The sequence below is a fragment of the Halostella pelagica genome (assembly GCF_004762015.1).
Lineage (GTDB): Archaea > Halobacteriota > Halobacteria > Halobacteriales > Natronoarchaeaceae > Halostella > Halostella pelagica.
This window is the reverse complement of record NZ_SJES01000011.1, coordinates 38,476-58,779: the sequence shown is the minus strand read 5'-3', so window position 1 is coordinate 58,779 and position 20,304 is coordinate 38,476. Positions and strand designations below refer to the sequence as shown.

Genomic DNA, 20,304 nt, shown 5'->3' with positions numbered 1-20,304 from the left:
GTGGACGTTACCGCCTGTGCGGACCACTGAGCAACGCTTCCACCGAAACTCCCCTCTCGTGGTTTCTACCGCCTGTCGCCGGTATAGGAGGTCTATTACAATGCGAATGTGAGCGGGATACTGTCGGTATGCCGAACGGCTCTCGGAGTCATCTGTATCGTACTATGGACAGCGGACTGCTCGCTCTCGGGTTCCTCTCTCTCGCAGCGGGGATCTTCTTCGCGGCGAACGACCCGCCGAACGGCTACGAACTCTCCGTTTACACCGAAACGTCGATCCGCTTCTGGGTCGGCGTCAGCGTCGCTTTCATGGTCGCGCTCTTCGTCACGTTTACCGCCGGTCAGCTATGGCAGCGGTCGACCGCCCTGTTGCTCGCGGGGGCGTCGACGGTCGCTATTGCCGGCCTCCCGCTCGTCCGGGGGTACCGTTTCTACGGCTCGAACGACTCGCTGACGCATCTGGGGTGGGCGCGGGACGTTCTCTCCGGAACGACGGAGCCGGAAACGCTGTTTTATCCGGCGCTTCATCTGCTGACAGTCGTCTCCCACCGACTTACCGGGCTCTCCCCGGAGCGGTCGATGATGCTCGCGGTCCTCCTGCTTACCACTATCTTTCTCGTCTTCGTCCCGCTATCGGTCCGTGCGCTCACCGACAGTTACGACGCCGTCGCGATCGCAGTCTTTTCTGCCGCGTTCATGTTGCCGATCACTAACCTCAGCACCCACATCCACGCGCATTCGTTCACGCAGGCGACGATGTTTACCGGTTTGCTGCTGTTCGTCTTTTTCGTCTACGTGGCTCGTTCGCCGTCCTCCGCCCTGTCGATTACGCCGATCGACCTCCTGCTGGCGGTGGTCTCGTTCGCCCTCGTCATGTATCACCCGCAGCAAGCCGCGAACGTCCTTTTGCTGTTTCTCACCGTCTCGGTCGTGCAGTTCGTCGTTTCGCGCACGCCGTTCGGGATCGCTGAACCGATCCGCTCGCAGCGACGGTTCTACGTTCCGACGCTCGTGTTCGGGGCCATCTTCTTCCTCTGGACGTCGCGGTACGAACTGTTTTTCAGCGCCACTGAGTACGTCACTACCACCTTTCTCCAGTTCCTGCTTGGGTCGCCCGGCCCGATCGGCGAGTCCGTCCAATCACAGGGGGCCTCGCTCTCGGCGCTCGGCGCAGGGCTTCACGAGATCGTCTTCAAACTGCTGTTCCCGAGCCTCGTTCTCTCTCTCATCGCCGCCACCCTGATGCTCGCGGCGCTCACCGGCAGGCTAGACGGGCGACTCGGCAACAGGAACGCGGTTGTGTTGTACCTCACGCTCGGTTTCGTCCCTATCACCGGCATCTTCGTCGTCTACTTCGTCGGGAGCATCTCCGAGCAGTACTTCCGCCACTGGGGTTTCATGATGTTGCTCGTATCGGTTCTCGCTCCGATCGCGCTCTATCGCTTGCTCGACGGTCTCTCGGGACGGTTCTCCACGCCGACGCTCCGCGCGGCGACCGTTGGACTCCTGATCGTGTTACTACCGCTCGCTCTCCTGACGGTGTTCCCGTCCCCGTACGTCTACATGCCCAGTCAGCACGTAACTGACACGCAGATGGAAGGGTACGATACCGCGTTCACCTATCACAATCAGAGTCTGGATCTCGTCGGGGTTCGGGGGGGACCCTACCGGTACAGCGACGGTATTCAGGGCGTCGCGGCGGCCGAAGAGGAGTATCTCCGCGGCGTGACGAGCGAGAACATGAGTCGGTTGCCGGAGACGGAGGGAGCGCCCCGATATCTCGCCTTTTCGCAGTTCGACGTCGAACGCGAAGTGGGGGCCTATCAGGGTCTCCGGTACTCGCAGTCCGACTTCAGCGCCGTCCGGTCTCAGCCCGGCGTTCACCGGGTCAGTTCGAACGGGGACGTGGAACTGTACTACGTCTCTTCTAGCGACGCCGACAGCCAGGAGTCCGCCGACGGGGACGGATCCGAGCCCGCCGCCTGATCGGCGATTCAGGCCGTCTATACGGCGGCCGGGGACTCATTCAGACTGTCCATAACAAACACTCCTTGTCTCTTACTATCGCTCAGAAGTCAGATCATGAAAGCTATCGTCCCAACGGCGGGTCGAGGGACGCGGTTGTTCCCACACACCCACACGAAGCCGAAGTCGATGGTTCGTATCGCCGGGAAACCGATCCTCGGCCACATCCTCTCCGGATTCGAGTCGACTGCCGTTTCGGAAGTCGTCATCGTCGTCGGCGGACCGATGAGCGACCAGGTCGTGGAGTACGCTCGCGACGCCTACGGCGACGCGTTCGACCTCACCTTCGTCGAACAGGCCGACCCGGAAGGGCTCGGACACAGCGTCTACCAGACTCGACCCGTGGTTGCGGACGACCCCGCGATCATCGTCCTCGGAGACATGCTGTTCGAGAACGGGTACGACGAGTTTCTGGCCGCTCACGACGGGTCGAGCGCCGGCAGCGTCGGCGTCAAGCCCGTCGACGAACCGGAACATTACGGCGTCGTCGACACCTACGAGGGAGCCGTCGTCGATCTCATCGAGAAGCCGTCCGAACCGCCGTCGGACCTGGCTATCACCGGTGTGTACGTCATCGAGGACACTGCGACCCTGTTCGACGAACTCGAATACCTGATCGAGAACGACGTCCGCGGCGCGGGCGACGAGTATCAACTCACCGACGCGTTGCAAGGGATGACCGACCGCGGTTGCACGCTGACCACGTTCGAGGTCGACGACTGGTACGACTGCGGCCGCCCGGAAACGCTCCTCGAAGCGAACCGCGTCACGCTCGACGAGACGGAGACGAACGGCGGCGACCGCCCGACTATCGTCCCGCCGGTCGACTGCGGCGACGACGTCACTGTCGAGGGGAGCGTCGTCGGTCCGCACGTCAGCCTCGCGGACGGCGTCACCGTCGAAAACAGCGTCGTCCGCGATAGCATCCTCGGGCGCGAGGCGACGCTCACCGACTGTAACGTAGCGCGCAGTATCGTCGGCGACAACGCGACTATCGTCGGCGAGTCGAAGGAACTCGACGTCGGCGACAACAGCACGGTCGAACTATGAGCGGGCGAGATCACGCAGTCGTCACCGGTGGTGCCGGCTTCGTCGGCAGTCACCTCGTCGACGACCTCGTCGCGGACGACTACCGCGTCACTGCCGTCGATAGCTTCGCCAGCGGCACGCCGGAGAACGTCTCCCACCACGCGGACGACGACCGCTTCTCTCTCCTCCAGCGGGACGTCCGCGACCCACTGCCCGACTTTGATTCCGTCGATGTCATCTATCACTTCGCGTCCCGCGCGAGCCCGACTCACTTCGACTCCCACCCCATCGAAATAGCGATGACGAACAGCCTCGGGACGCGACACGTTCTGGAGGCCGCGGTCGAACACGACGCTCGCGTCGTCGTCGCCTCGACCAGTGAGGTGTACGGCGACCCCGAAGTCCACCCGCAGCCGGAATCCTACCGCGGCAACGTGAGCCCCCGCGGCCCTCGCGCCCCCTACGACGAAAGCAAACGGTTTGCAGAGGCTCTCTCGATGGCGTACGTTCGCAAGCACGACGTGGACGCTCGGACCGTTCGCATCTTCAACACCTACGGGCCGCGGATGCAACTCGACGACGGTCGAGTGATCCCGAACTTCCTCTCGCAGGCGCTCGCCGGTGACGACCTCACGGTGTACGGCGATGGCGAACAGACCCGGAGCTTCTGTTACGTCACCGACCTCGTCGACGGGATCCGCCGTCTCGCCGATCGGCCAGGACTACAGGGTGCAGTGATGAACGTCGGCAACACGAACGAGATCACGATACGGGAGCTCGCGACCGTCGTCCGAGACGTGGTCGATACACCGTCCGAAGTGACCTACGAACCGCGACCGACGGACGATCCGGATCTCAGGTGCCCCGACGTGTCCACCGCTCGCGAGCGACTCGACTGGAAACCCAAGGTGCCTCTGCGTGCGGGACTCGCCCAGACCGCGGACCACTTCCGCACGCGACGACACGAGATAGTCGGGTCCACGCCGGAAGACTGACCGCTTGGCGTGTAGTCGCAGGATAACTAATACCGTCGGACGATCTGATTAAATCATGTTCCGGACAGTACGGTCCTCTCTGGGCGGTGGATCCGCCGGGCAGATGGAGGACCGACTCCGACATCTGGCGCGTGACCGAGTCTTTCAACCGCTTCTTCCACACGCCTCGGAGACGATACTCGACGCGCTCTCCGACCGCCTCCTCGAATACGACGAACTCCGTACCGTCGCGGTCGAAGCGGGCACGTACTACCCGTTCGGCGAGTCCGAGGAACTGGAACTGACCCGCCCCGACACCGACGAACCGCCCCAGGGAAAGATCGCTGACCGCATCGGCACCTTCACTCTCCGGCAACCGTACGTCTGCGAGCTACCGAACTGCCGTCTGCTGGGCGCGTACCCCGTTCCCATCACTGAGCAAGGCGAGATCCCGGTCGAAGCGGTCGTCCGACCCGCGGTTCTCGTCCGGAACATCCTCTGTTCCGGGGCCGACCTCGTGACGAATCCGGGGTCGGCCGTCGAGGGCGTGCGGACCGACGAGTCGCTCGGGACTGCCTGTCTGCTGTACAACTACTGGAGCAGCGGGTATTTCCACTGGACCTTCGAATCGCTCATCCGCCTCCAGGGCGTCGAACAGTATCGGGAGGCGACCGGCCGCGACGTGACGCTGGTCCTCGGTTCCGACCCGCCGGAGTGGCAGCGACAGACGCTCGAACTCCTCGGCTACGACGAGGACGACTGGGTCACGTGGTCGACTCCGGACGTCCGGGTCGACAGGCTCGTCGTTCCGACGGTTCGCCGCGAGACGGTCCTCTCGCCGGCGGCCGTCGAGTGGCTTCACGACCGCGTCCGCGAGCGCGTGCTGTCCGACGCTGTTTCTCCCTCACCGGACGACTACCCGGACCGGATATACGTCTCTCGCGACGACGCCGACCGCCGCCGCGTCGACAACGAGGACGAGGTGATGTCGCTTCTCGAAGACCACGGGTTCTCTCGGTTCGTCCTCTCGGACCTCTCCGTCCCCGAGCAGGCGGCGCTGTTTAGCGGTGCCGACGTGATCGTCGCTCCACACGGCGCGAACCTTACGAACATGACCTACGCGGACGACGCCACCGTCGTCGAACTGTTCCGCGACGGCGACGTTCGCGGGCAGTACTTCCAGATCGCCGAGATACTTGACTTCGAATACCGCTTCCACGTCGCTGAGCCGGTCGGTCCGGACATGCTCGTCGACCTCGACGACTTGCGTCGCTCGCTCGACGCGATAGCGGTGTCGTCCCGGTAAAGAGCGGGTTCTCGTACAAGATATCCTTCTATGGGGCGAATCCTCGTCCCGCCTCTATCGAAGTTCACCGCTCGGATGGGACGAACCGCCAGATGAAGGGCAACGTGATCCCGAGCGCGTCCTCGATGAGTTCGAGCGGCAGTTTGTCCTCCGGCTGGAGACAGCCCGTGACCGAGACGAGACCGACCGAGACGATGCCGATCACGGCAGGCACCAGCGGAAGCGTGACGTACGTGAGCGAAACGACCGTCGACGCGGCTATCGCCGCGGGGAGGACGGTCAGCGGGAGGACGAGAAACGTCCGCTGGACCCACTTCGAGAACGGCGATATCCCGAATAGCCCCCGCAACACCACGTACTGAACGACGTTGAGCAGGGTGTACGACGCGGCCGAGGCGATCGCGGCACCCAGGAACCCGTACATCGGGATCAACAGGAGGTTGAGGACGATGTTGAGCGTGAACGCGAAGACGTTCGCGAGCAGGATGTAGTTCGTGTATCCGAGGGCGGAGAGCGTATCCAGACTGCGGCCGTACGCCGCCTGGACGAAAAACCCGGACGACAGGATTATAAGCGCCAGCGACGCCTGCGCGTACTCCTCGCCGAACACGAGCGTCAGCATATCGCTGGGAAACGCCACGAACGTCACGAACAGCGGAAACGTGACGATGAATATCCACTTGGTCGTGACCTTGTAGATCTCGTTTATCTCCTGGGTCTTGTCGTCGACGTCGAGTCTGGACGCAAGCGGCAGGTAGAGGAACCCGAACGACGCGAGGATAACCGGAAGGCCGTTCGCGAGCGGGTACGCCGCGCTGTACAGCGCCACCTGATGGGACGATCGGAAAAACCCCAGCATGACCGTGTCCGCCTTCGTCAGCAACAGCGTCAGGAGCGTAGAGAGAACCAGCGGTGCCGAGAAGGTCAGCATCTCTCGCGTGTGCGTTCTGAACGGACCGAACAGCGGGAACAGCCGGTTCAACAGGTAGTGGGCGGCGATGAGCGCGCCGATGGCCGCGGCGAGATACGCGTAGCCCGCGGCGACGATGCCGTACCCGGCGTACAGCAACCCGACGACGAGGAGGATCCGCATGCCGCGATAGATAATATCGTACGAGTAGGTCCGATAGATCGTGTTCTCGAGTCCCCGGATCGCTCCGACCGTCACCTTCAGTCCGACGACGAACGGGATCGCGGCCACGAAGACGAGCAGGAGTCCGCGCGACCTCGCCTGGTCGAACAGGAGCTGGTGCGTCTCGTCGAGGAAGACGACGAGCGCAGCCGTGAGCAAGAGAGCGAGCGTGATCGCGATGACGAGGCCGGTGATCCACACGCCGCGAACGTCGCGGTCGTCCTCGAAGCGGGAGACGTATCGCGCGATCCCCTGGTCGAGTCCGACCAGTCCGACCGTCACGCTGATGCTCATAACAGCGATCCCGAGGCTGACCTCGCCGTACGCGTCTGTCGTCAGCACTCTGGCAATGAATATGCGTTCGACGAGCTTCGACACCGACCCCAGAACGCTCCCGAAAAACACCAGCGTCGCGCTCGACAACAGTGACGAAAGGTCACTCTCCTCGACGGACATCGTCATCAGTCGGTGTAGCCGAACTGTTTCCCACGACGAAACTATACGCACGCCCGGACGAACGACACTGACCGTCGGAGGGCTCCATTTATCGACTACAGCGCCTCGCCGGGTTTCGTTATACTGTACCTACCGTAGCCGTCGACGCGACGGGATAACGGGCACCCGAGTCGGAGGCGACTGCACCGCCAATGGACGACAGACGGCCTGCTCCGGTGCGCGTGGCGGGACGCATCAGTAGGGGATCGAGAGCCGGTGACAGAGGATGGAGGTGGGGTTGCGTCAGCGGGGGAGGAGAGAACCTGTGGTAGAGGGTGGAGGGTGGGTCGCATCAGCGAGGGAGTTGACCGCGTAGCTGAGTTAGACCGTGTAGACCGTTTCTACACGCTTTCGACGAGGTCGCAGACCGCATCCGGCTCCGCGACGATGAACGCTTCGTCCTTGATCATCTCCTCGTCGTTCGGGAGGAACATGAGCTGTTCCCCTTCGGCGTTCCGCGCTTCGACCATCTCCCAGTCGTCGAGTTCGTACCCGAGATCGTCCTCGAGGTCCGGGTCTTCCGACTTCTGTGCCCACTCCGACCGCGTGGGGTGCGTTTTTTCGGTGTAGCTCATTGTGGTCCCGTTACTGTTCCCCCTCGAAGTCGACCGAGGCGTTCCCGTCGATGTAGAAGGTCTTCACCGACCCGTCGAAGGCGTAGCTGTCTTTCTTGCCGGGTTCGACGATACCGGACGCGGTTCCGCTCTCGACGGTGTCCCCGTCGTCGATCGTCGCGCCGTTGGCCGTCGATTTTTCGATCGTACCGGTCATGGAGAACTGGTAGGTGGCCTCGGCGTCGCCGGCGTCGACGGTGATCGTGTTCGGGAGCGACGACCCGGTCGCTCCGAGTTCGGCGGGATCGACTTCCTCGCCGTCCACGATGACCGTCGCGTCGCTGTCGATGTCGAACGACGTGATGTCGCCCGAGAACGCGAAGCTGTCGATGCCGCCCCAGACGTACCCGCGCGCGGAGCTACCGTCGATCTGGTCGCCGCCGGAGGAGTTGATCCCCCACTGGTCGTCGGACGGTGTGAGGTCACTGCTGACGGAGAACTCGTAGTTGGCCTTGCCGGAGTCGCCGTAGATGATGAGAGAGCGCTCCGGGTTCGACGCGCCGTCGTCCGATCCGCTCGAACCGAGGTCGTCGGAGGTGACTTCCTTGCCGTCGAGGACGAGCGTCGCGTCGTTGTCGATCGTGAACGACGTGACTCCGCCTTCGAACTGGTAACTGTCGATGCCGCCCCAGACGTATCCGCTCGCGGTAGTGCCGTCTACCGCGTCGCTGTCGTCGACCGTCGCGTTGTTCGCCGTCGTTTGTTCGAGGTTGCTCTCGACGGAGAACTCGTAGTTAGCCTCGCCGGCGTCGCCGACGATCGTCAGCGTGTGCTGGTCGGCGTTTGTCGAGTCGCCGTCGTCAGAGGAGGAGTCGTCCTCCGTGCCGAGGCTGTCCGCGCTGACGTTCTCTCCGTTGAGCGTGATCGTTGCGTCGTTGTCGATCGTGAACGACGACACGTCGCCTTCGAATCCGTAGCTGTCCTTGCCGCCCCAGACGGACCCGCTCGCGGTGCTCCCGTCGATGAGGTCGTCATCGTCGGTCGTCGCTCCGTTCGCAGTGAGCTTCTGGAGGTCGTCGCTACTGACGGCGAACTCGTAGTTGGCCTCGCCCGAGTCACCGTAGACCGTCAGGACGTTTCCTGGAAAGGGTTCGCTATCGTCGCCGGAGGGAGTGTCCTCGTATTCGTCGCTGGTCGTGTTCTCGATGTTCGGGACCGGACAGGAGTCCCCGTTGGTGATGTTGCTGGTGTCGGCGCTCGAACTCTGGAGGTCGACCGCTTGACCGCTGACGTTGATGTTTGTATCGGCGATCTCGCAGTTGTTCGCGTCGAGGATCTGCACGCCAGTCCGGTTCGAACCCTTCTGCTGGATGCAGGAGTTTCGAACTTCGGACCCGTCGCCGCCCATTAGCTGTACTGCGGCACCGCCGTTCGCGTTTCCGGTGACCTGCACGTTCTCCATCCGCGTCCAGTGCGGTTCGGGAGGCGTATCCTGGTCTTTCCGCCACGGGATATTGCCGGGACGGTCCCGCCGGATCGCAGGGGTGCCGTCTACGTCACACCGCACGCGCGTGTTCTTGATGAGGAGGCTCCGACCCTGCGGGCCGTGTTCGATGACGGACTGGAGGAGCGGCGACGACTTCGCCCACAAGTCGCAGTCCCGGACTTCCGCACCGGCGGGGATCCGCCAGTCGCTCGTCTGTGACATCTTTGCCTGCTCGACGATAATGCCGCGCGGGTTGAAACTGCCCGTCGAGATGGGGCGCGGGCCGGTGTAGTTGTCCACGTCGATGACCATCTCACAGTTCTCGACGTAGCTACCGTCGCCGCTGATACGAACGCCGCAGACGTTGTTGTTCTTGAAGTAACTGTCCTCGACCTGGACCTTCATCTTCGTCCTGCTCGCGTAGATGCCGTTGTTACCGAACTCTCTGAAGTCGAGGTTCTGACATTTAAGTGTACCCTGACCGACAGCACCCCAGATCCCGACGCGGCCGTTGCCGCCCTTGTATTTCCCGATCCGGGAACCCTTTTTCGCAGTGATGTTCCGAATGACTCCGACGCCGTCCGCGTTTCGGACGCCGGCGAGGAACGCGTACGCCGTTCGAGATCCGCTGTGCATCCCGCGTCCGAGTATCTCCATGTCTTCGATGTGGAACCGGTTGTCCACGACGAAGCGAATACTACACGTCGTGTTGTCCGCGCGCAGGTCGATGTCGATGCCCTCGACGAGCAGGTTGTCGCTGCTACCTCGGAGCCCGGTGTCGAGTAAGGGGTCGTTAAACCCGTTCGGCGGACGGAACTTCACGTCGCCTTCGCCGACGAAGCCGACTCGGTCCGGCATGTCGTACGAACCGCCGAACTGGTAGGTCCCCTCGGGGAAGCGAACGAGCGTTCCGGACTGGACCTTGTTTGCGAGCGTTCCCTCGACGTTCCCGTTTCCGTTGGGGTCGAGACCGAGGTCGTCGACGGCATCGACGACGCGGTCGAACTCGATCCCGTGGAGCGTCTCGGCGGCCGCACCGGTGCCGGCGGCGGCAGTGGCCGCGCCAGCCGTGACGGCAGCCGCGCCCGTCAGCTTCAGATACGATCTCCGGTCGATAAGGGAGTCATTCTCCTCCGCAATATCAGCTTTCTCCTCGCGAACGTCGTCATGGTCCTTTGCCATATCAGGGCAGGCGAACCTTACTTAAATAATGATTTTCACCCCATACCCCCCATTAGGTGGTAACTGATCCCTACTTACGTCGCGTATACATACCAGATAGTTACCAACCGTCGGTAAGATCCGATTACATCGGTAACGGAATATTACCTCCGCGGTCCGGACGCTGATCTCTGTTGTAAGACCTATCTAACGCTCTGCTCGTATCGGTAATACCATCCAAACCAACGCGTATGAGGAGTAAATAGCACCTTACGGGGAACAAACCCGCGCTTACGAAGCGGTTTGCAGCAACGTGTGAACGGAACTCTGCCGGGAGTATCAGATCCAGTCGTCACCGAACGTCAACACGCCTGCTCGCACGACGGCTGGTCGATCAGTGAGAAACCCGTTTCAGTTGTTACTAGCGGACAGAAGGTGCAAGAGTTCGACGCAGGAACGAACAGCGCAACCAGACCTACTCTCGAAACATTCCGATGAGGGTTCGTCCCTCCTGCGTCTCGGGAAGTCTGACCATCTGGAGATGCTGCTCGCGCAGCATCGGCTGACGCAGGCGCAGGTCGAACGTTTCGCTCTGCGAGGGGTCGACTTCCGTCGCTTTCAACTCCGGTTCGTTCGTCACCTCGACGGAGTTCAACAGCAGCAAGCGGTTCGAGTCCACGAGGATCGGAAACTGCGACGTGGTGACGGTACCGCCGTCTATCAGGAGGTTGGTCGAGTTTACGAGGCGGACGCCGTATCTGTTCGCTCCCGTCTGATCGATGCTGCAGTTCTGTATGACCGAGTTGGAGCTCTCGACGAGATACACTGCCGCCCCCCCGCGGGCGCTGCCGGTGATAGCGGTGTTTTCGAGCGCTATCCAGTGTGGCGTAGGCGGGACGGGCTGGTCCTGCTTCCAGGGAATGCTTCCCGGTCGGCTGCGGAGAACCGCGGGCGACCCGTCGACGTCCATTCGGATCTCGGTGTCTCTCACTGTCAGCGTCCGGCCCTGCGGACCAAGGTTCACGGCCGCCTGACAGCGGGGCGTCTTCTTGATGTGGATCTCGCAGTCGCGGATCTCCGCCCCGGGGGGTTTCGGACCGACGTTGCCCTGTTCGACGATAACCGCCCTCGTGTTGAACCCGGTCTCGAAACCACCTCTCGGCCCCGTGTACTCGTCCATGTCGACCTCGATAGTCGACCTCGTCGCGTAACTTCCTTTGCCGCTTATCCGGATCGCGCACACGTTGTTGTTGCGGAAGTAGCTCTCGACCACGCGGACGTCACCCTCGCAACGACTACAGTAGAGCGCGTTGTTGCCGAACTCCTCGAAGTGGCAGTCCTCGATCCACAGCGTCCCAGCGTGGCTGTTCGTAGTCCAGACGCCGACGCGGCCGTTTCCGCCCTTGTAGTTCCCGATGATGGACCCTTTTTTCGCGGTGACGTTCCGGATGATCCCCTCTCCGTTCTCGTCCATTATCCCGACGCCGAACCCGTCGATGACGCTGGTGTCGTCGTGGTTTCCGCGGCCGACGTACTCGACGTCCTGAACGTGAAACGCGTCGCACATCATCCGAAGCCCGACGGTACACTGGTCGGCCGTGATATCGATGTCAATACCTTCTATCAGTACCTCGCCGACCTGATCGAAGTCGAACAGCAGTCGGTTCGTCTCGGCCGGAATAGCGAACGTAACGTCGCCGTCACCGACTATTCCGATCCGGTCCAGGTCCTGAAACCGACTGAACTCGTCCAACCGGTAGGTCCCTTCGGGAAACTCCAGCAGGTGGCCGTCGGACGCGGCCGAACGGAGCTGTTCGTCGCACGCGTCTTCGCCCGTCGGGTCGCAGTCGGCGTCGTCTACCATGTCGACGACGGTGTCAAACGCCGCTCTGTCGACCGCGCGTCGGTCCTCGTCCATCGGTGCGGTTTCGAGGTCCTCACGTTCCGCGCTCTCGGCTCTCTGGAGGCTAACACTGTCGGTCGTTCGGGTATTGCCAGCATCTTCCGTCTCGCTCCGGTCCGGACTATTGCAACCGGCTGCGGCTACGAGCCCGACCCCGCCCAGAGCCTGGAGGTATCGCCGTCGATTCACGTGTGTTCTCCTAGGTGAACGGACAGCCGTTTGTTTGTTATACGTCTACTATCCTGGCCATGCATTGGTAAGGTCACCTTACTCCCCGCTATCGCCGGTGACTGTTGAACTTGGACTGACCGGCGCTATCTCGTACCCGCGCGAGCGCCTCGAAGTAATGGTCGAGTTCCCGGTCACGTTCGGCTAACACCGTCTCCAGCTCGGACCGCGACGCCGACACGGGAAACGTGACCGCGATCTTCACGTCGTCCGCTTCGATACCGACCGCCACCTGGTCCTCGGACCCGTTGGTGTACCAGTCGATCTGAATATCGTTCGGGTCGATTCCGCTCATCGTCGTCCCTCTCCCGGTTCGTTCATTTGACTGTCACGCTCTTTGCGAGGTTCCGCGGTTTGTCTATCGCTCTGCCGAGGTGATCTGCGACGTGATACGCGACGAGCTGGAGTTGGACGTTCGCCAGTATCGCTGCAACTTCCGCCGTCGCGTCCGGGTAGGTCAACGCCTCGTCTGCGGTCTCTATCGCCGCGTCGTGTTCCTCGCTGGCGATAGCGATCACGGGTGCGCCGCGAGCCTGCACCTGTTGGACGTTGCTCAGCGTCTGCTCGTCGTGGCTGCCGGTGAAGACGGCGAAGACGGGCGTTTCGGGGGTGACGAGCGCGAGCGGGCCGTGTTTGAGTTCGCCCGCTGCGAACCCCTCGGCGTGCTCGTACGTGATCTCTTTGAACTTCAGAGCCCCTTCGAGCGCGACAGGGTGAGCGATATCCCGGCCGATGAAGAAGTACGACTGCTCGTCGAGATAGGCCGTCGCTATTTCCTCGGCCCGACTCTCGTCTATGACGCGTCGGACGTCGCGGTCCAGCGATTCGAGCGATTCGAGAAGTTCGCTGACGCCGTCGCTCGCCAGACCCGTCCTGTCTCGGATGATACGCTCCCCGAGCAACGCGAGCGACGCTATCTGCGAGGAGAACGTTTTCGTGGCCGCGACGCCGATTTCGGGGCCAGCGCGGATGAACAACGAGTCGTCGGCCTCGCGGGCGGCCGTGCTGCCGACGACGTTCGTGACGGCGAGCGTCCGAGCGCCCCGCGAGTGAGCGGACCGGAGCGAGCTAAGCGTGTCCGCCGTTTCGCCGCTTTGAGTGACCCCGACGACGAGCGTGTCGCTCTTGACCGGTGCCGGACTCGTCGCGTACTCCCCCGCTCTGAACGCCTGTGCCCGAACTCCCCTGCTCGCGAGGAACTGGGTCGCGTACAGCGCGGCATGGTACGAGGTCCCGCAGGCGACGAACTGCACGTCGGTGACGCCGGCGAACGCGCCGGGCGCGAAGTCGTCGAACGTCACCTCGTCGCCGTTTGTCACCCGCCCCTGAAGCGTCTGCGCCAGGGCCGTCGGCTGCTCGTGGATCTCCTTCAACATGTAATGGTCGTAGCCGCCCTTTTCGGCGTCTTCGGCCACCCAGTCGACGGTCTCCGGGGGCCGTTCTACCGGCGCGCCCTCACTGTCGGTGATCCGGTGGTCCCCGTCCTCGATGAGGGCGACGTCTCCGTCCTCAAGATAGATAACGCGGTCGGTGAACTCGAGGAACGCGGGGGCGTCGCTCGCGAGGAACCGTTCGTTCTCGTCAAGTCCCATCACGAGCGGTGATCCGCTTCGCGTAGCGTACACGGATTCGGTTCCTTCGACTACGACCGCAACTGCGTAACTTCCCTCGACCTTATCGATGGCCTGTCTGAACGCCGACTCGGGGGAGAGCCCTTCGTCGCGGTACTCCTCGATCAGATGGGGGACGACTTCGGTGTCGGTGTCGCTCTCGAAGCCGTGTCCGCGGTGTTCGAGTTCGCTACGCAGTTCGGCGTGGTTCTCGATGACCCCGTTGTGGACGACCGCAACTTCTCCGGTGCAGTCCGTATGGGGATGAGCGTTCGAATCCGTGGGCGGTCCGTGCGTACTCCAGCGAGTGTGGCCGATTCCGACGCCGCCTCCGCCGGATATCTCGGCCCGTATCTGCTGTTTTAGCTGTGATATCTCGCCCTGGCGTTTGCACACCTCGATCCCGCAGCCGTTTTTCACCGCGACGCCGGCCGAGTCGTAGCCGCGGTACTCCAGGTTCTCTAGTCCGACAAGCAGTTCGTCGACTGTCTCGTCTGCCCCGACGTGGGCCGTGATTCCACACATTGTTCACTGTCGTTTGGAGGTAGTCGTCGTTTCCCGAGCGAAACGCGACTCCCGTTGATGCATTGTTTCAGTCATATCGTCTCTCCGTGTGATCCAGACGGCTTCGAAAGCCGGAATGACACGTGGTAACACGAGATTGCCGTGCTGCGACCTTTGTTATTGACGTATTGCACCGGATTCAGACGGGGCTTAGCGATCGTAGGTAGTCGCTTCAGCGGAAAAGAGCGGGTGCGCGGGCAACGGCCTCGGCACGAGTCGGGATTTACTACGCTTCGGAGTACTGGTCGTGGGCTAGCGCACAGACGGCGAACGCGACGATGACGAGAGCAACGACTAAGCTAGACATCCAGGCGAACGGATACAGGCCGAGTTCTCCGACGCCGAACAGGAGTCCCCCGGTGGCGGCGATGCTGAGATAGTAGTAGGGCCAGGGATGACTCGTCTCCTCGTCGGTGTCGAGATACTCGTTTAGCAGGCTCGCGTTCTTTCCCAGTTCGATCCGTCCGCGGTTGCGGTTGAAATCGACGATGTCCGCGTCGTCCATCTTCGGCAGATGACACTGGTACAGCCCGACGTACACCCGTTTTCGCTCGCCGGACGTCAGCTCACGTCTCGGTTTGTCGTTTTCTTTTGCGGCGACGTGTTCGGCCAGGTCTCCCAGGGCGACGGGACCCTCGTGTTCGTCGAAATGCTTCAGTACGAACCGTCGCCGTTCGTTTTTCAGCACCTCGAACATGACGTCTAACGACAGGTCCGACTCCGTTTCCTCCTCGGGCGGTTCTTGTGTTACCTCAGTCTCCTCTACTGTCTCCTCTTCCTCCGGCGTGACAGTGTCTTGAGAGACGCTCACCTTACTCGAACCCATTCTCCATTCACCTCTCTTCTCTGCAAGTCATTTGTAAGCAGTTCGCCCCGGCTGCTGCGTTCCCCAATGCGTGACATGCGTGTGCAATATTCCGTTTTTTGCTCGTCTGTTCCCCACCACCCTTTCGGGCGATTCGTACGTTCCCTCGTGTTTGTAGCACTCCATACGATGATACCACGTTGTATAAAGTTAACTAATATATAATTATACATGTAAGATGAGTGGGTGATCGGTCAGGTACTACCTGTGATAACGGTAGGTTACACTTGCGCTCGTGTAGCATTCCATTCTGGGTATTTCCGGGGCCAGCAGAGATGAATACGGACGCTCACCTGTTGAATTCTCTCACTGACGGGATACAACGAGACGTTCGCTACTACAGTCTCAACTGAAACGGTTCACATGCCGATCGAATAGCTGTCGTGCGATCATGTGCACATTGACTTTCCGTGTCTACAATAGCCGTCTCCACTATCTCGTTCTTAGAAACGCCAAATGATCCGCGCTGGTGACGGCTGACTGCCGGTCGCGCCCCCTCGCGCGGCCGGCTATCGATTCACAGCGTCGGTCCCCCGGCCGACGGTGTGACGGTTGTCGCGCATCGCGTCCACGGATCCCCCCCCCAACCCCGTCGTTCTGAGGCCCGTCACCAGCGTAGATACCTACAGCCCTGAAACGAATAAAACGACGTTACTGTTCTGTCGTGTTTCATGTCGGAACGTTCGGTTAAGTGCGGATTTCTCCCTTATGAGCTGCCGACCCGGTACACCTCTTGCCCGTCGACGAACGCGTGCGAAACAGTGGGTCTCGGATCGGTATCGACGAGTAGTAGGTCGGCACGGGCTCCGGGAACGATGCGGCCTCTGTCGTTTAATCCGACGGCATCGGCGGGCGCACTCGTTGCGCGCGATACCCGTTCGGGGAGCGGTTCGCCAGTATCGACGAACACCGCTTCGAGGAGCGACTTGGGATGGTAGTCGCTGCAGAGTACGTCGAGAACACCGTTCTCGGCGGCGGCTCTCGCGTCGAGGTTACCCCACAGGCTCCCGCCTCTCACCAGATTCGGTGCTCCCATCGCCGTCACCAGGCCTAGCTCGGTCGCTCGTTCCGCGGCAGCCATCGTCACCGGGAACTCGCTTATCGCCACACTGTGCCGAGACATTCGGTCTACCGTGGCCGGACAGTCGTCGTCGTGAGAGGCAACCGGTATTCCGGCGTCGGCGGCACGCTTCGTGAGCCGGCCCGTCCGCTCGCGCAGTACCGACTCGTCGCAGTCACGGTGGTCCGCAAACGACTGCACGTTCCAGTCGCCGCTTCCGTCCGCGTACCGTCGCTCGAACTCGTCGACGTCGTCGAACTGCCCGTCTCCGGGCACGTGGTTCATCAGCGAGACGAGCGACACGCCGTCGTCTGCGATCGCGTCCGTGACTGCGTCGACGCAGTCAGGGTCGCTTACCTCACACCGCGCGTGGAAGTGGTGTCGTCCCAGAAGAGACTCGGCTGCTGCTATCTCCTGATGCAGTTCGCGCGCGAGGTGAAGCGACCGGTTCTCAGTGGGTGTCTCCTCGAACGCAACAGCGTGAAACTTCGTCGTGATGCCGGCTGCGAGGTTCGCTCTGTCACACGTTTCGAGGGCCGCGGACGTCGGCACGCGTGCCTCGGACCGGGGGAACACGTGCCGTTCGATGTCGTCGCCGTGGAGATCGACCAGCCCCGGAAGGAGATATTTCCCACCGGCGTCGACCCGCTTCGATGCCTCGACCTGCGGGTCGTCCGGAGAGATTGCGGCGATATCGTTCCCCTCGACGACGAGACAACCGCGTTCGACGGCTGTGGGTGTCACTATCCGCGCGTTTTCGACGATAGTGCGCGTCATTAGACGGTTCGATCCTCCGTGATGCGTCCACGGTTGAGAATAGCCGCTGTGTGCGTTAGTTGTTCGATGCTGGTCATGCGACTGAGTCGGTTGGCGTAGAGAACAGTCGGTTCCTGCATAGTTATGTCCTCACTATATTATCTCGGGCGGCCGTAGCGCCACGCCCGCCCAGGTCGCGACGAGAACGAGGGCGATACCGGGTCCGACTTCCCCCAGTCCCGCCGGGCCGGCAGCCATCGCAACTCGAAGGTCGTGCAGTGCATCCGCGGCGTATACGACCGCTGCCACCCAACCGAGCGTCGTCGCAACGCGTACCTTCCCCGTCACTCGCCCGAGCAGGTAATACCCCCAGTACCCCCCGACAGCGGCGACTATCTTGACGAGTATCATCACCTCGAGACCGGCCGTTCCGATGACGGCCCGGAGAACCGGATTCAGTTCTCTCGCCGCTCCACCGACGTACGCGTACGTGAGTGCGGAACTAACGAGACACCCCGCGAGCGCCGCCCAGTACGCCGCGCCGAAGGTCCGTCGACTGACCGGTTCGACAGTCCCGCATCCGACCCGCGTAATCTGGTTCTCCATCCGGTTTGTCAGTTACTCTACCCCGTTCCCCGTCTTAAGTAAACGTTCGATACGACGCTACTGCGTTCGATAGGAAGTTGTTACTCGGACGAAACTCCACGACGGCGACGCTAACTGTCGGTTCTCTCTCCTTCGCGAAAAACACGGGCGAAGATCGTGTAAACAGTTCGTACTGTACGGTAACGTGACTATACTTATCCCCACCGCAGTCCCTGTCATTCCCCGATGGCAAACGATTCGGGTTCACCCACCGTGATGTGTTCGGAGGAGAGTGACGTTTCGAACGTACTCGACACGACCTTCGAACTCCTCGCTAGAGAACGGCGTCGGACGGTCCTTTACTGTCTCCGCGCCTCGGACGGACAGCTCTCCCTTTCGGAACTCGCCGACCGCGTCGCGGAGCGTGAAGCGGCCGAATCAGCGCCCGACGACGACCAACAGGAGACCGCGATCTCCCTCAGCCAGGTGCATCTCCCGAAACTCGCGGACGCTGGCGTTATCGAATACGACCGTCAGGAGCAACTGGTCGAACACGAGGGCGATCCGTTTGTCGAGACGTTTCTCGATTGGGCCGACAAAATAGAGGGATAGTGTTGCCGCTACTTCCCGCTTCAATTTCCTAATGTTTTTCTTCATGCAGAACTTCCACCGTAGTTAGCGATGGAACCGAGATCATCTACGTTTCGAAACTGGGAGCAGAGGGAGGGTGTTTGACCGCCGTTATGACCGGATCACAGTTCTCTGACGCGAACGATGACGTAACCTACGACCCCGAAGCAAACGCCTACTACGCACAACACGAGTGGTCGAGCGACGATTCGGTAAGCGTGACGCTGGTCACGGTACTCGCTGATATCATGGACGCGGATCCCATGTCGATCGACCCACTCAGTACACACGTGAACCCTGATGCTCTCGACTCGCTGTTCGATACACAGGGGGGAGACAGTACCCCGGTGTCCGGCCGTCTCGAACTTCCCATCGACGGCTACCACGTCACCATTTACGCGGACGGCGAGATCGTCGTTCGTCCGTAACCCGTTCGAAACGACCCAGACTGAGACAACTATTCTGCAGTTCTCTATTCCTACCACCGAACATGTTTGTGGTAATTTTCACTTCATAGCTCAGTATTTTAACTGGGCTCGGACGGCGTAGCTCGTTCCGTTACCTCCAGAAACGCGTCTCTGCGGTGAACTGAACCGAGGTTTCTGTAAGTTCGATCACCACCGCTCTCACGGCTTGTTCCTCGGAGACCACGGATACAGTCCACTCCGTACGGCTATAATACTCGAAACTATATATTTACATTACTATGTTCGTAAGTCACTGCTGGCACTCGCAGCCGCCTCGTTCGATGAGGGCACCGACCTCGTGGTGTCGACCACACGCTTCACAGGTGACGTTTACGTCTACGAACACGTCGAACTCGTCGAGCGCGAGAACCTCTGCGTCGCGAAGTTGGGAGAGCGTTCCGTCCGTTACCGCTGCCGTCCGGTTCTGCAGGGCAAACACGGTGTTAGTCGCCGACTCTATCCTCTCCTCGTCGTCGCGGTTTTGCTCGTAGGCGGTGTCGAGACACTCCGTCAGGTGGGTGTGGATGGACTGATGGGAGACGAAATCGTCCTGGACCGCCTCGACGTCGACCGAGGCGCGTTCGAGGCGTTTTCTGGCCTCGACACGGACGCCCTCGCTCGTCTCGTCGCCAACGAGGAGGTTGTAGAAGTTCTCGACCTCGCCGTCAAGTACCTCCATGTCGGCCCGGTGCATCGCCGCCCGTAGGAGCTGTTGATTCACGTACTGTTCGAGGTCTCGAAGACTGTCCTCCCCCCACCGCTCCGCGAGTTCCTCGTGTAACTCCGAGACGTCGTATTGGTCTATCACCCGGCCGACCTTGCAGTTGCAGTCGACCGTAACTGCGTCTGTTGTACTCATTACTCGTACTAACGAATCTAGTTCGTTTAAACCTTACTTCCGGACGATACTACTCCAAGCGAACTCGGGCGTCGGGGTGCTGGTCGGCGTCTTCCGCTATCGGACCGTCACGACGCTTCTCTTCGAGTTGCGCTTTCGCCTCTTCGCGGTCGAGTCCGCCGACGGTAGCGACGATATCGAGGAGTAAGTTCTCCGGGACACCTCTTCCCGCACCGCCCTGGCCGATCGATACGTCTGTCTCTGTGAGCACTTCGACGAAGTCGACGATATCGTCAGCCCCGCCCAGGCGGTCGTGCCACTCGGCCGGGTAGTTGCTCACTCTCCCATCGCCGAGATCGTACACGGCGTCTTCGCCGATCCACGTCTCGCTGTTTCGGCGCTTCTCCTCGATCCGGTCGAGCATGACATCGCTGTTCAGTTGACTGAGTCCTTCCCGGTCGAGCGCGTTCGCGTACGCCTCGACGACGTCCCACGGGACGCCCGGACCGTCAGTCGAGTGGTACCGCTCGATGAGAGAGAGGAACTCGTCGGCGAGCAACGAATCTCCGCGGTGGCCGAACTCCTCGATGATGTGGTCGTGTAGTTCCACCATCACTGGATTGAACGATCGCGACGG

Annotated in this window: 17 protein-coding genes; 6 read left to right on the top strand and 11 right to left on the bottom strand. The window is 61.5% G+C overall.

Annotated elements, in window-relative coordinates; all coding sequences use genetic code 11:
* The first annotated feature begins 164 nt into the window (after positions 1–164).
* The 4 genes from EYW42_RS18675 to EYW42_RS18660 all read left to right on the top strand — a co-directional run bounded on the left by EYW42_RS18675 (position 165) and on the right by EYW42_RS18660 (position 5,333).
* The gene (locus EYW42_RS18675; RefSeq protein ID WP_135536959.1) at positions 165–1,985 is read left to right on the top strand and encodes an MFS transporter; all 1,821 of its coding nucleotides are present in this window, start codon (positions 165–167) and stop codon (positions 1,983–1,985) included.
* Between the two features lie 96 nt (positions 1,986–2,081).
* Complete coding sequence (locus EYW42_RS18670; RefSeq protein ID WP_135536958.1) at positions 2,082–3,074, top strand: sugar phosphate nucleotidyltransferase; 993 nt, start codon at positions 2,082–2,084, stop codon at positions 3,072–3,074.
* Positions 3,071–4,048 carry a UDP-glucuronic acid decarboxylase family protein gene (locus EYW42_RS18665; protein ID WP_135536957.1) on the top strand — a complete coding sequence of 326 codons (978 nt, stop codon included), beginning with the start codon at positions 3,071–3,073 and terminating at the stop codon, positions 4,046–4,048. Before EYW42_RS18670 ends, EYW42_RS18665 begins: the two co-directional genes overlap by 4 nt.
* Before the next feature lie 103 nt (positions 4,049–4,151).
* Positions 4,152–5,333 (top strand): glycosyltransferase family 61 protein, encoded by a 1,182-nt coding sequence (locus tag EYW42_RS18660; RefSeq protein WP_161972985.1) that lies wholly within the window; start codon positions 4,152–4,154, stop codon positions 5,331–5,333.
* A 64-nt stretch (positions 5,334–5,397) separates the two neighbouring features.
* Here the strand turns inward: EYW42_RS18660 and EYW42_RS18655 are convergent, their stop codons facing one another.
* The 9 genes from EYW42_RS18655 to EYW42_RS18615 form a co-directional block, all read right to left on the bottom strand.
* Entirely contained in the window at positions 5,398–6,927 is a 1,530-nt protein-coding gene (locus tag EYW42_RS18655; RefSeq protein ID WP_135536955.1) for a flippase, read from the bottom strand.
* Between the two features lie 374 nt (positions 6,928–7,301).
* The gene (locus EYW42_RS18650) at positions 7,302–7,535 is read right to left on the bottom strand and encodes a hypothetical protein (protein WP_135536954.1); all 234 of its coding nucleotides are present in this window, start codon (positions 7,533–7,535) and stop codon (positions 7,302–7,304) included.
* Between the two features lie 10 nt (positions 7,536–7,545).
* Positions 7,546–10,182: a hypothetical protein gene (locus EYW42_RS18645; RefSeq protein WP_135536953.1), complete on the bottom strand. Its 2,637-nt coding sequence runs from the start codon at positions 10,180–10,182 to the stop codon at positions 7,546–7,548.
* 454 nt (positions 10,183–10,636) lie between these two features.
* Positions 10,637–12,253 carry a right-handed parallel beta-helix repeat-containing protein gene (locus EYW42_RS18640; protein WP_135536952.1) on the bottom strand — a complete coding sequence of 539 codons (1,617 nt, stop codon included), beginning with the start codon at positions 12,251–12,253 and terminating at the stop codon, positions 10,637–10,639.
* Between the two features lie 88 nt (positions 12,254–12,341).
* A complete protein-coding gene (locus EYW42_RS18635; protein WP_135536951.1) occupies positions 12,342–12,587 on the bottom strand; it encodes a hypothetical protein in 246 nt (81 codons plus the stop codon).
* A gap of 22 nt (positions 12,588–12,609) precedes the next feature.
* Positions 12,610–14,427 (bottom strand): glutamine--fructose-6-phosphate transaminase (isomerizing), encoded by a 1,818-nt coding sequence (gene glmS, locus EYW42_RS18630; protein ID WP_135536950.1) that lies wholly within the window; start codon positions 14,425–14,427, stop codon positions 12,610–12,612.
* 265 nt (positions 14,428–14,692) lie between these two features.
* The gene (locus EYW42_RS18625; protein ID WP_202613970.1) at positions 14,693–15,292 is read right to left on the bottom strand and encodes a DUF7344 domain-containing protein; all 600 of its coding nucleotides are present in this window, start codon (positions 15,290–15,292) and stop codon (positions 14,693–14,695) included.
* 745 nt (positions 15,293–16,037) lie between these two features.
* On the bottom strand, positions 16,038–17,168 hold the full coding sequence (locus tag EYW42_RS18620) for an alpha-D-ribose 1-methylphosphonate 5-triphosphate diphosphatase (protein WP_135536949.1): 1,131 nt from the start codon (positions 17,166–17,168) through the stop codon (positions 16,038–16,040).
* 132 nt (positions 17,169–17,300) lie between these two features.
* Entirely contained in the window at positions 17,301–17,753 is a 453-nt protein-coding gene (locus EYW42_RS18615; RefSeq protein WP_135536948.1) for a hypothetical protein, read from the bottom strand.
* 225 nt (positions 17,754–17,978) lie between these two features.
* On the opposite strand from EYW42_RS18615, the gene EYW42_RS18610 reads away from it, so the two are divergent.
* Together EYW42_RS18610 and EYW42_RS18605 are read left to right on the top strand one after the other, a co-directional pair.
* Positions 17,979–18,344, top strand: coding sequence for a DUF7344 domain-containing protein (locus tag EYW42_RS18610; RefSeq protein WP_135536947.1), 366 nt, complete (start codon positions 17,979–17,981; stop codon positions 18,342–18,344).
* Between the two features lie 131 nt (positions 18,345–18,475).
* Positions 18,476–18,790: a HalOD1 output domain-containing protein gene (locus tag EYW42_RS18605; RefSeq protein WP_135536946.1), complete on the top strand. Its 315-nt coding sequence runs from the start codon at positions 18,476–18,478 to the stop codon at positions 18,788–18,790.
* Positions 18,791–19,079: 289 nt separating this feature from the next.
* On the opposite strand, the gene rdfA is transcribed toward EYW42_RS18605, so the two are convergent.
* Both rdfA and EYW42_RS18595 read right to left on the bottom strand, forming a co-directional pair.
* A complete protein-coding gene (gene rdfA / locus EYW42_RS18600) occupies positions 19,080–19,688 on the bottom strand; it encodes a rod-determining factor RdfA (RefSeq protein WP_135536945.1) in 609 nt (202 codons plus the stop codon).
* A gap of 49 nt (positions 19,689–19,737) precedes the next feature.
* Entirely contained in the window at positions 19,738–20,280 is a 543-nt protein-coding gene (locus tag EYW42_RS18595) for a hypothetical protein (RefSeq protein ID WP_135536944.1), read from the bottom strand.
* Positions 20,281–20,304 lie beyond the last annotated feature (24 nt).

Excerpts from the sequence above, each read along its gene's own strand:
- EYW42_RS18660 (WP_161972985.1), top strand. The coding sequence starts at position 4,152 with ATGGAGGACCGACTCCGACATCTGGCGCGTGACCGAGTCTTTCAACCG.
- EYW42_RS18655 (WP_135536955.1), bottom strand. The coding sequence starts at position 6,927 with ATGACGATGTCCGTCGAGGAGAGTGACCTTTCGTCACTGTTGTCGAGC.
- EYW42_RS18625 (WP_202613970.1), bottom strand. The coding sequence starts at position 15,292 with ATGGGTTCGAGTAAGGTGAGCGTCTCTCAAGACACTGTCACGCCGGAG.
- EYW42_RS18650 (WP_135536954.1), bottom strand. The coding sequence starts at position 7,535 with ATGAGCTACACCGAAAAAACGCACCCCACGCGGTCGGAGTGGGCACAG.
- EYW42_RS18645 (WP_135536953.1), bottom strand. The coding sequence starts at position 10,182 with ATGGCAAAGGACCATGACGACGTTCGCGAGGAGAAAGCTGATATTGCG.
- EYW42_RS18670 (WP_135536958.1), top strand. The coding sequence starts at position 2,082 with ATGAAAGCTATCGTCCCAACGGCGGGTCGAGGGACGCGGTTGTTCCCA.
- EYW42_RS18605 (WP_135536946.1), top strand. The coding sequence starts at position 18,476 with ATGACCGGATCACAGTTCTCTGACGCGAACGATGACGTAACCTACGAC.
- EYW42_RS18620 (WP_135536949.1), bottom strand. The coding sequence starts at position 17,168 with ATGACGCGCACTATCGTCGAAAACGCGCGGATAGTGACACCCACAGCC.
- glmS (WP_135536950.1), bottom strand. The coding sequence starts at position 14,427 with ATGTGTGGAATCACGGCCCACGTCGGGGCAGACGAGACAGTCGACGAA.
- EYW42_RS18635 (WP_135536951.1), bottom strand. The coding sequence starts at position 12,587 with ATGAGCGGAATCGACCCGAACGATATTCAGATCGACTGGTACACCAAC.
- EYW42_RS18665 (WP_135536957.1), top strand. The coding sequence starts at position 3,071 with ATGAGCGGGCGAGATCACGCAGTCGTCACCGGTGGTGCCGGCTTCGTC.
- EYW42_RS18675 (WP_135536959.1), top strand. The coding sequence starts at position 165 with ATGGACAGCGGACTGCTCGCTCTCGGGTTCCTCTCTCTCGCAGCGGGG.
- EYW42_RS18595 (WP_135536944.1), bottom strand. The coding sequence starts at position 20,280 with ATGGTGGAACTACACGACCACATCATCGAGGAGTTCGGCCACCGCGGA.
- EYW42_RS18610 (WP_135536947.1), top strand. The coding sequence starts at position 17,979 with ATGGCAAACGATTCGGGTTCACCCACCGTGATGTGTTCGGAGGAGAGT.
- rdfA (WP_135536945.1), bottom strand. The coding sequence starts at position 19,688 with ATGAGTACAACAGACGCAGTTACGGTCGACTGCAACTGCAAGGTCGGC.
- EYW42_RS18615 (WP_135536948.1), bottom strand. The coding sequence starts at position 17,753 with ATGGAGAACCAGATTACGCGGGTCGGATGCGGGACTGTCGAACCGGTC.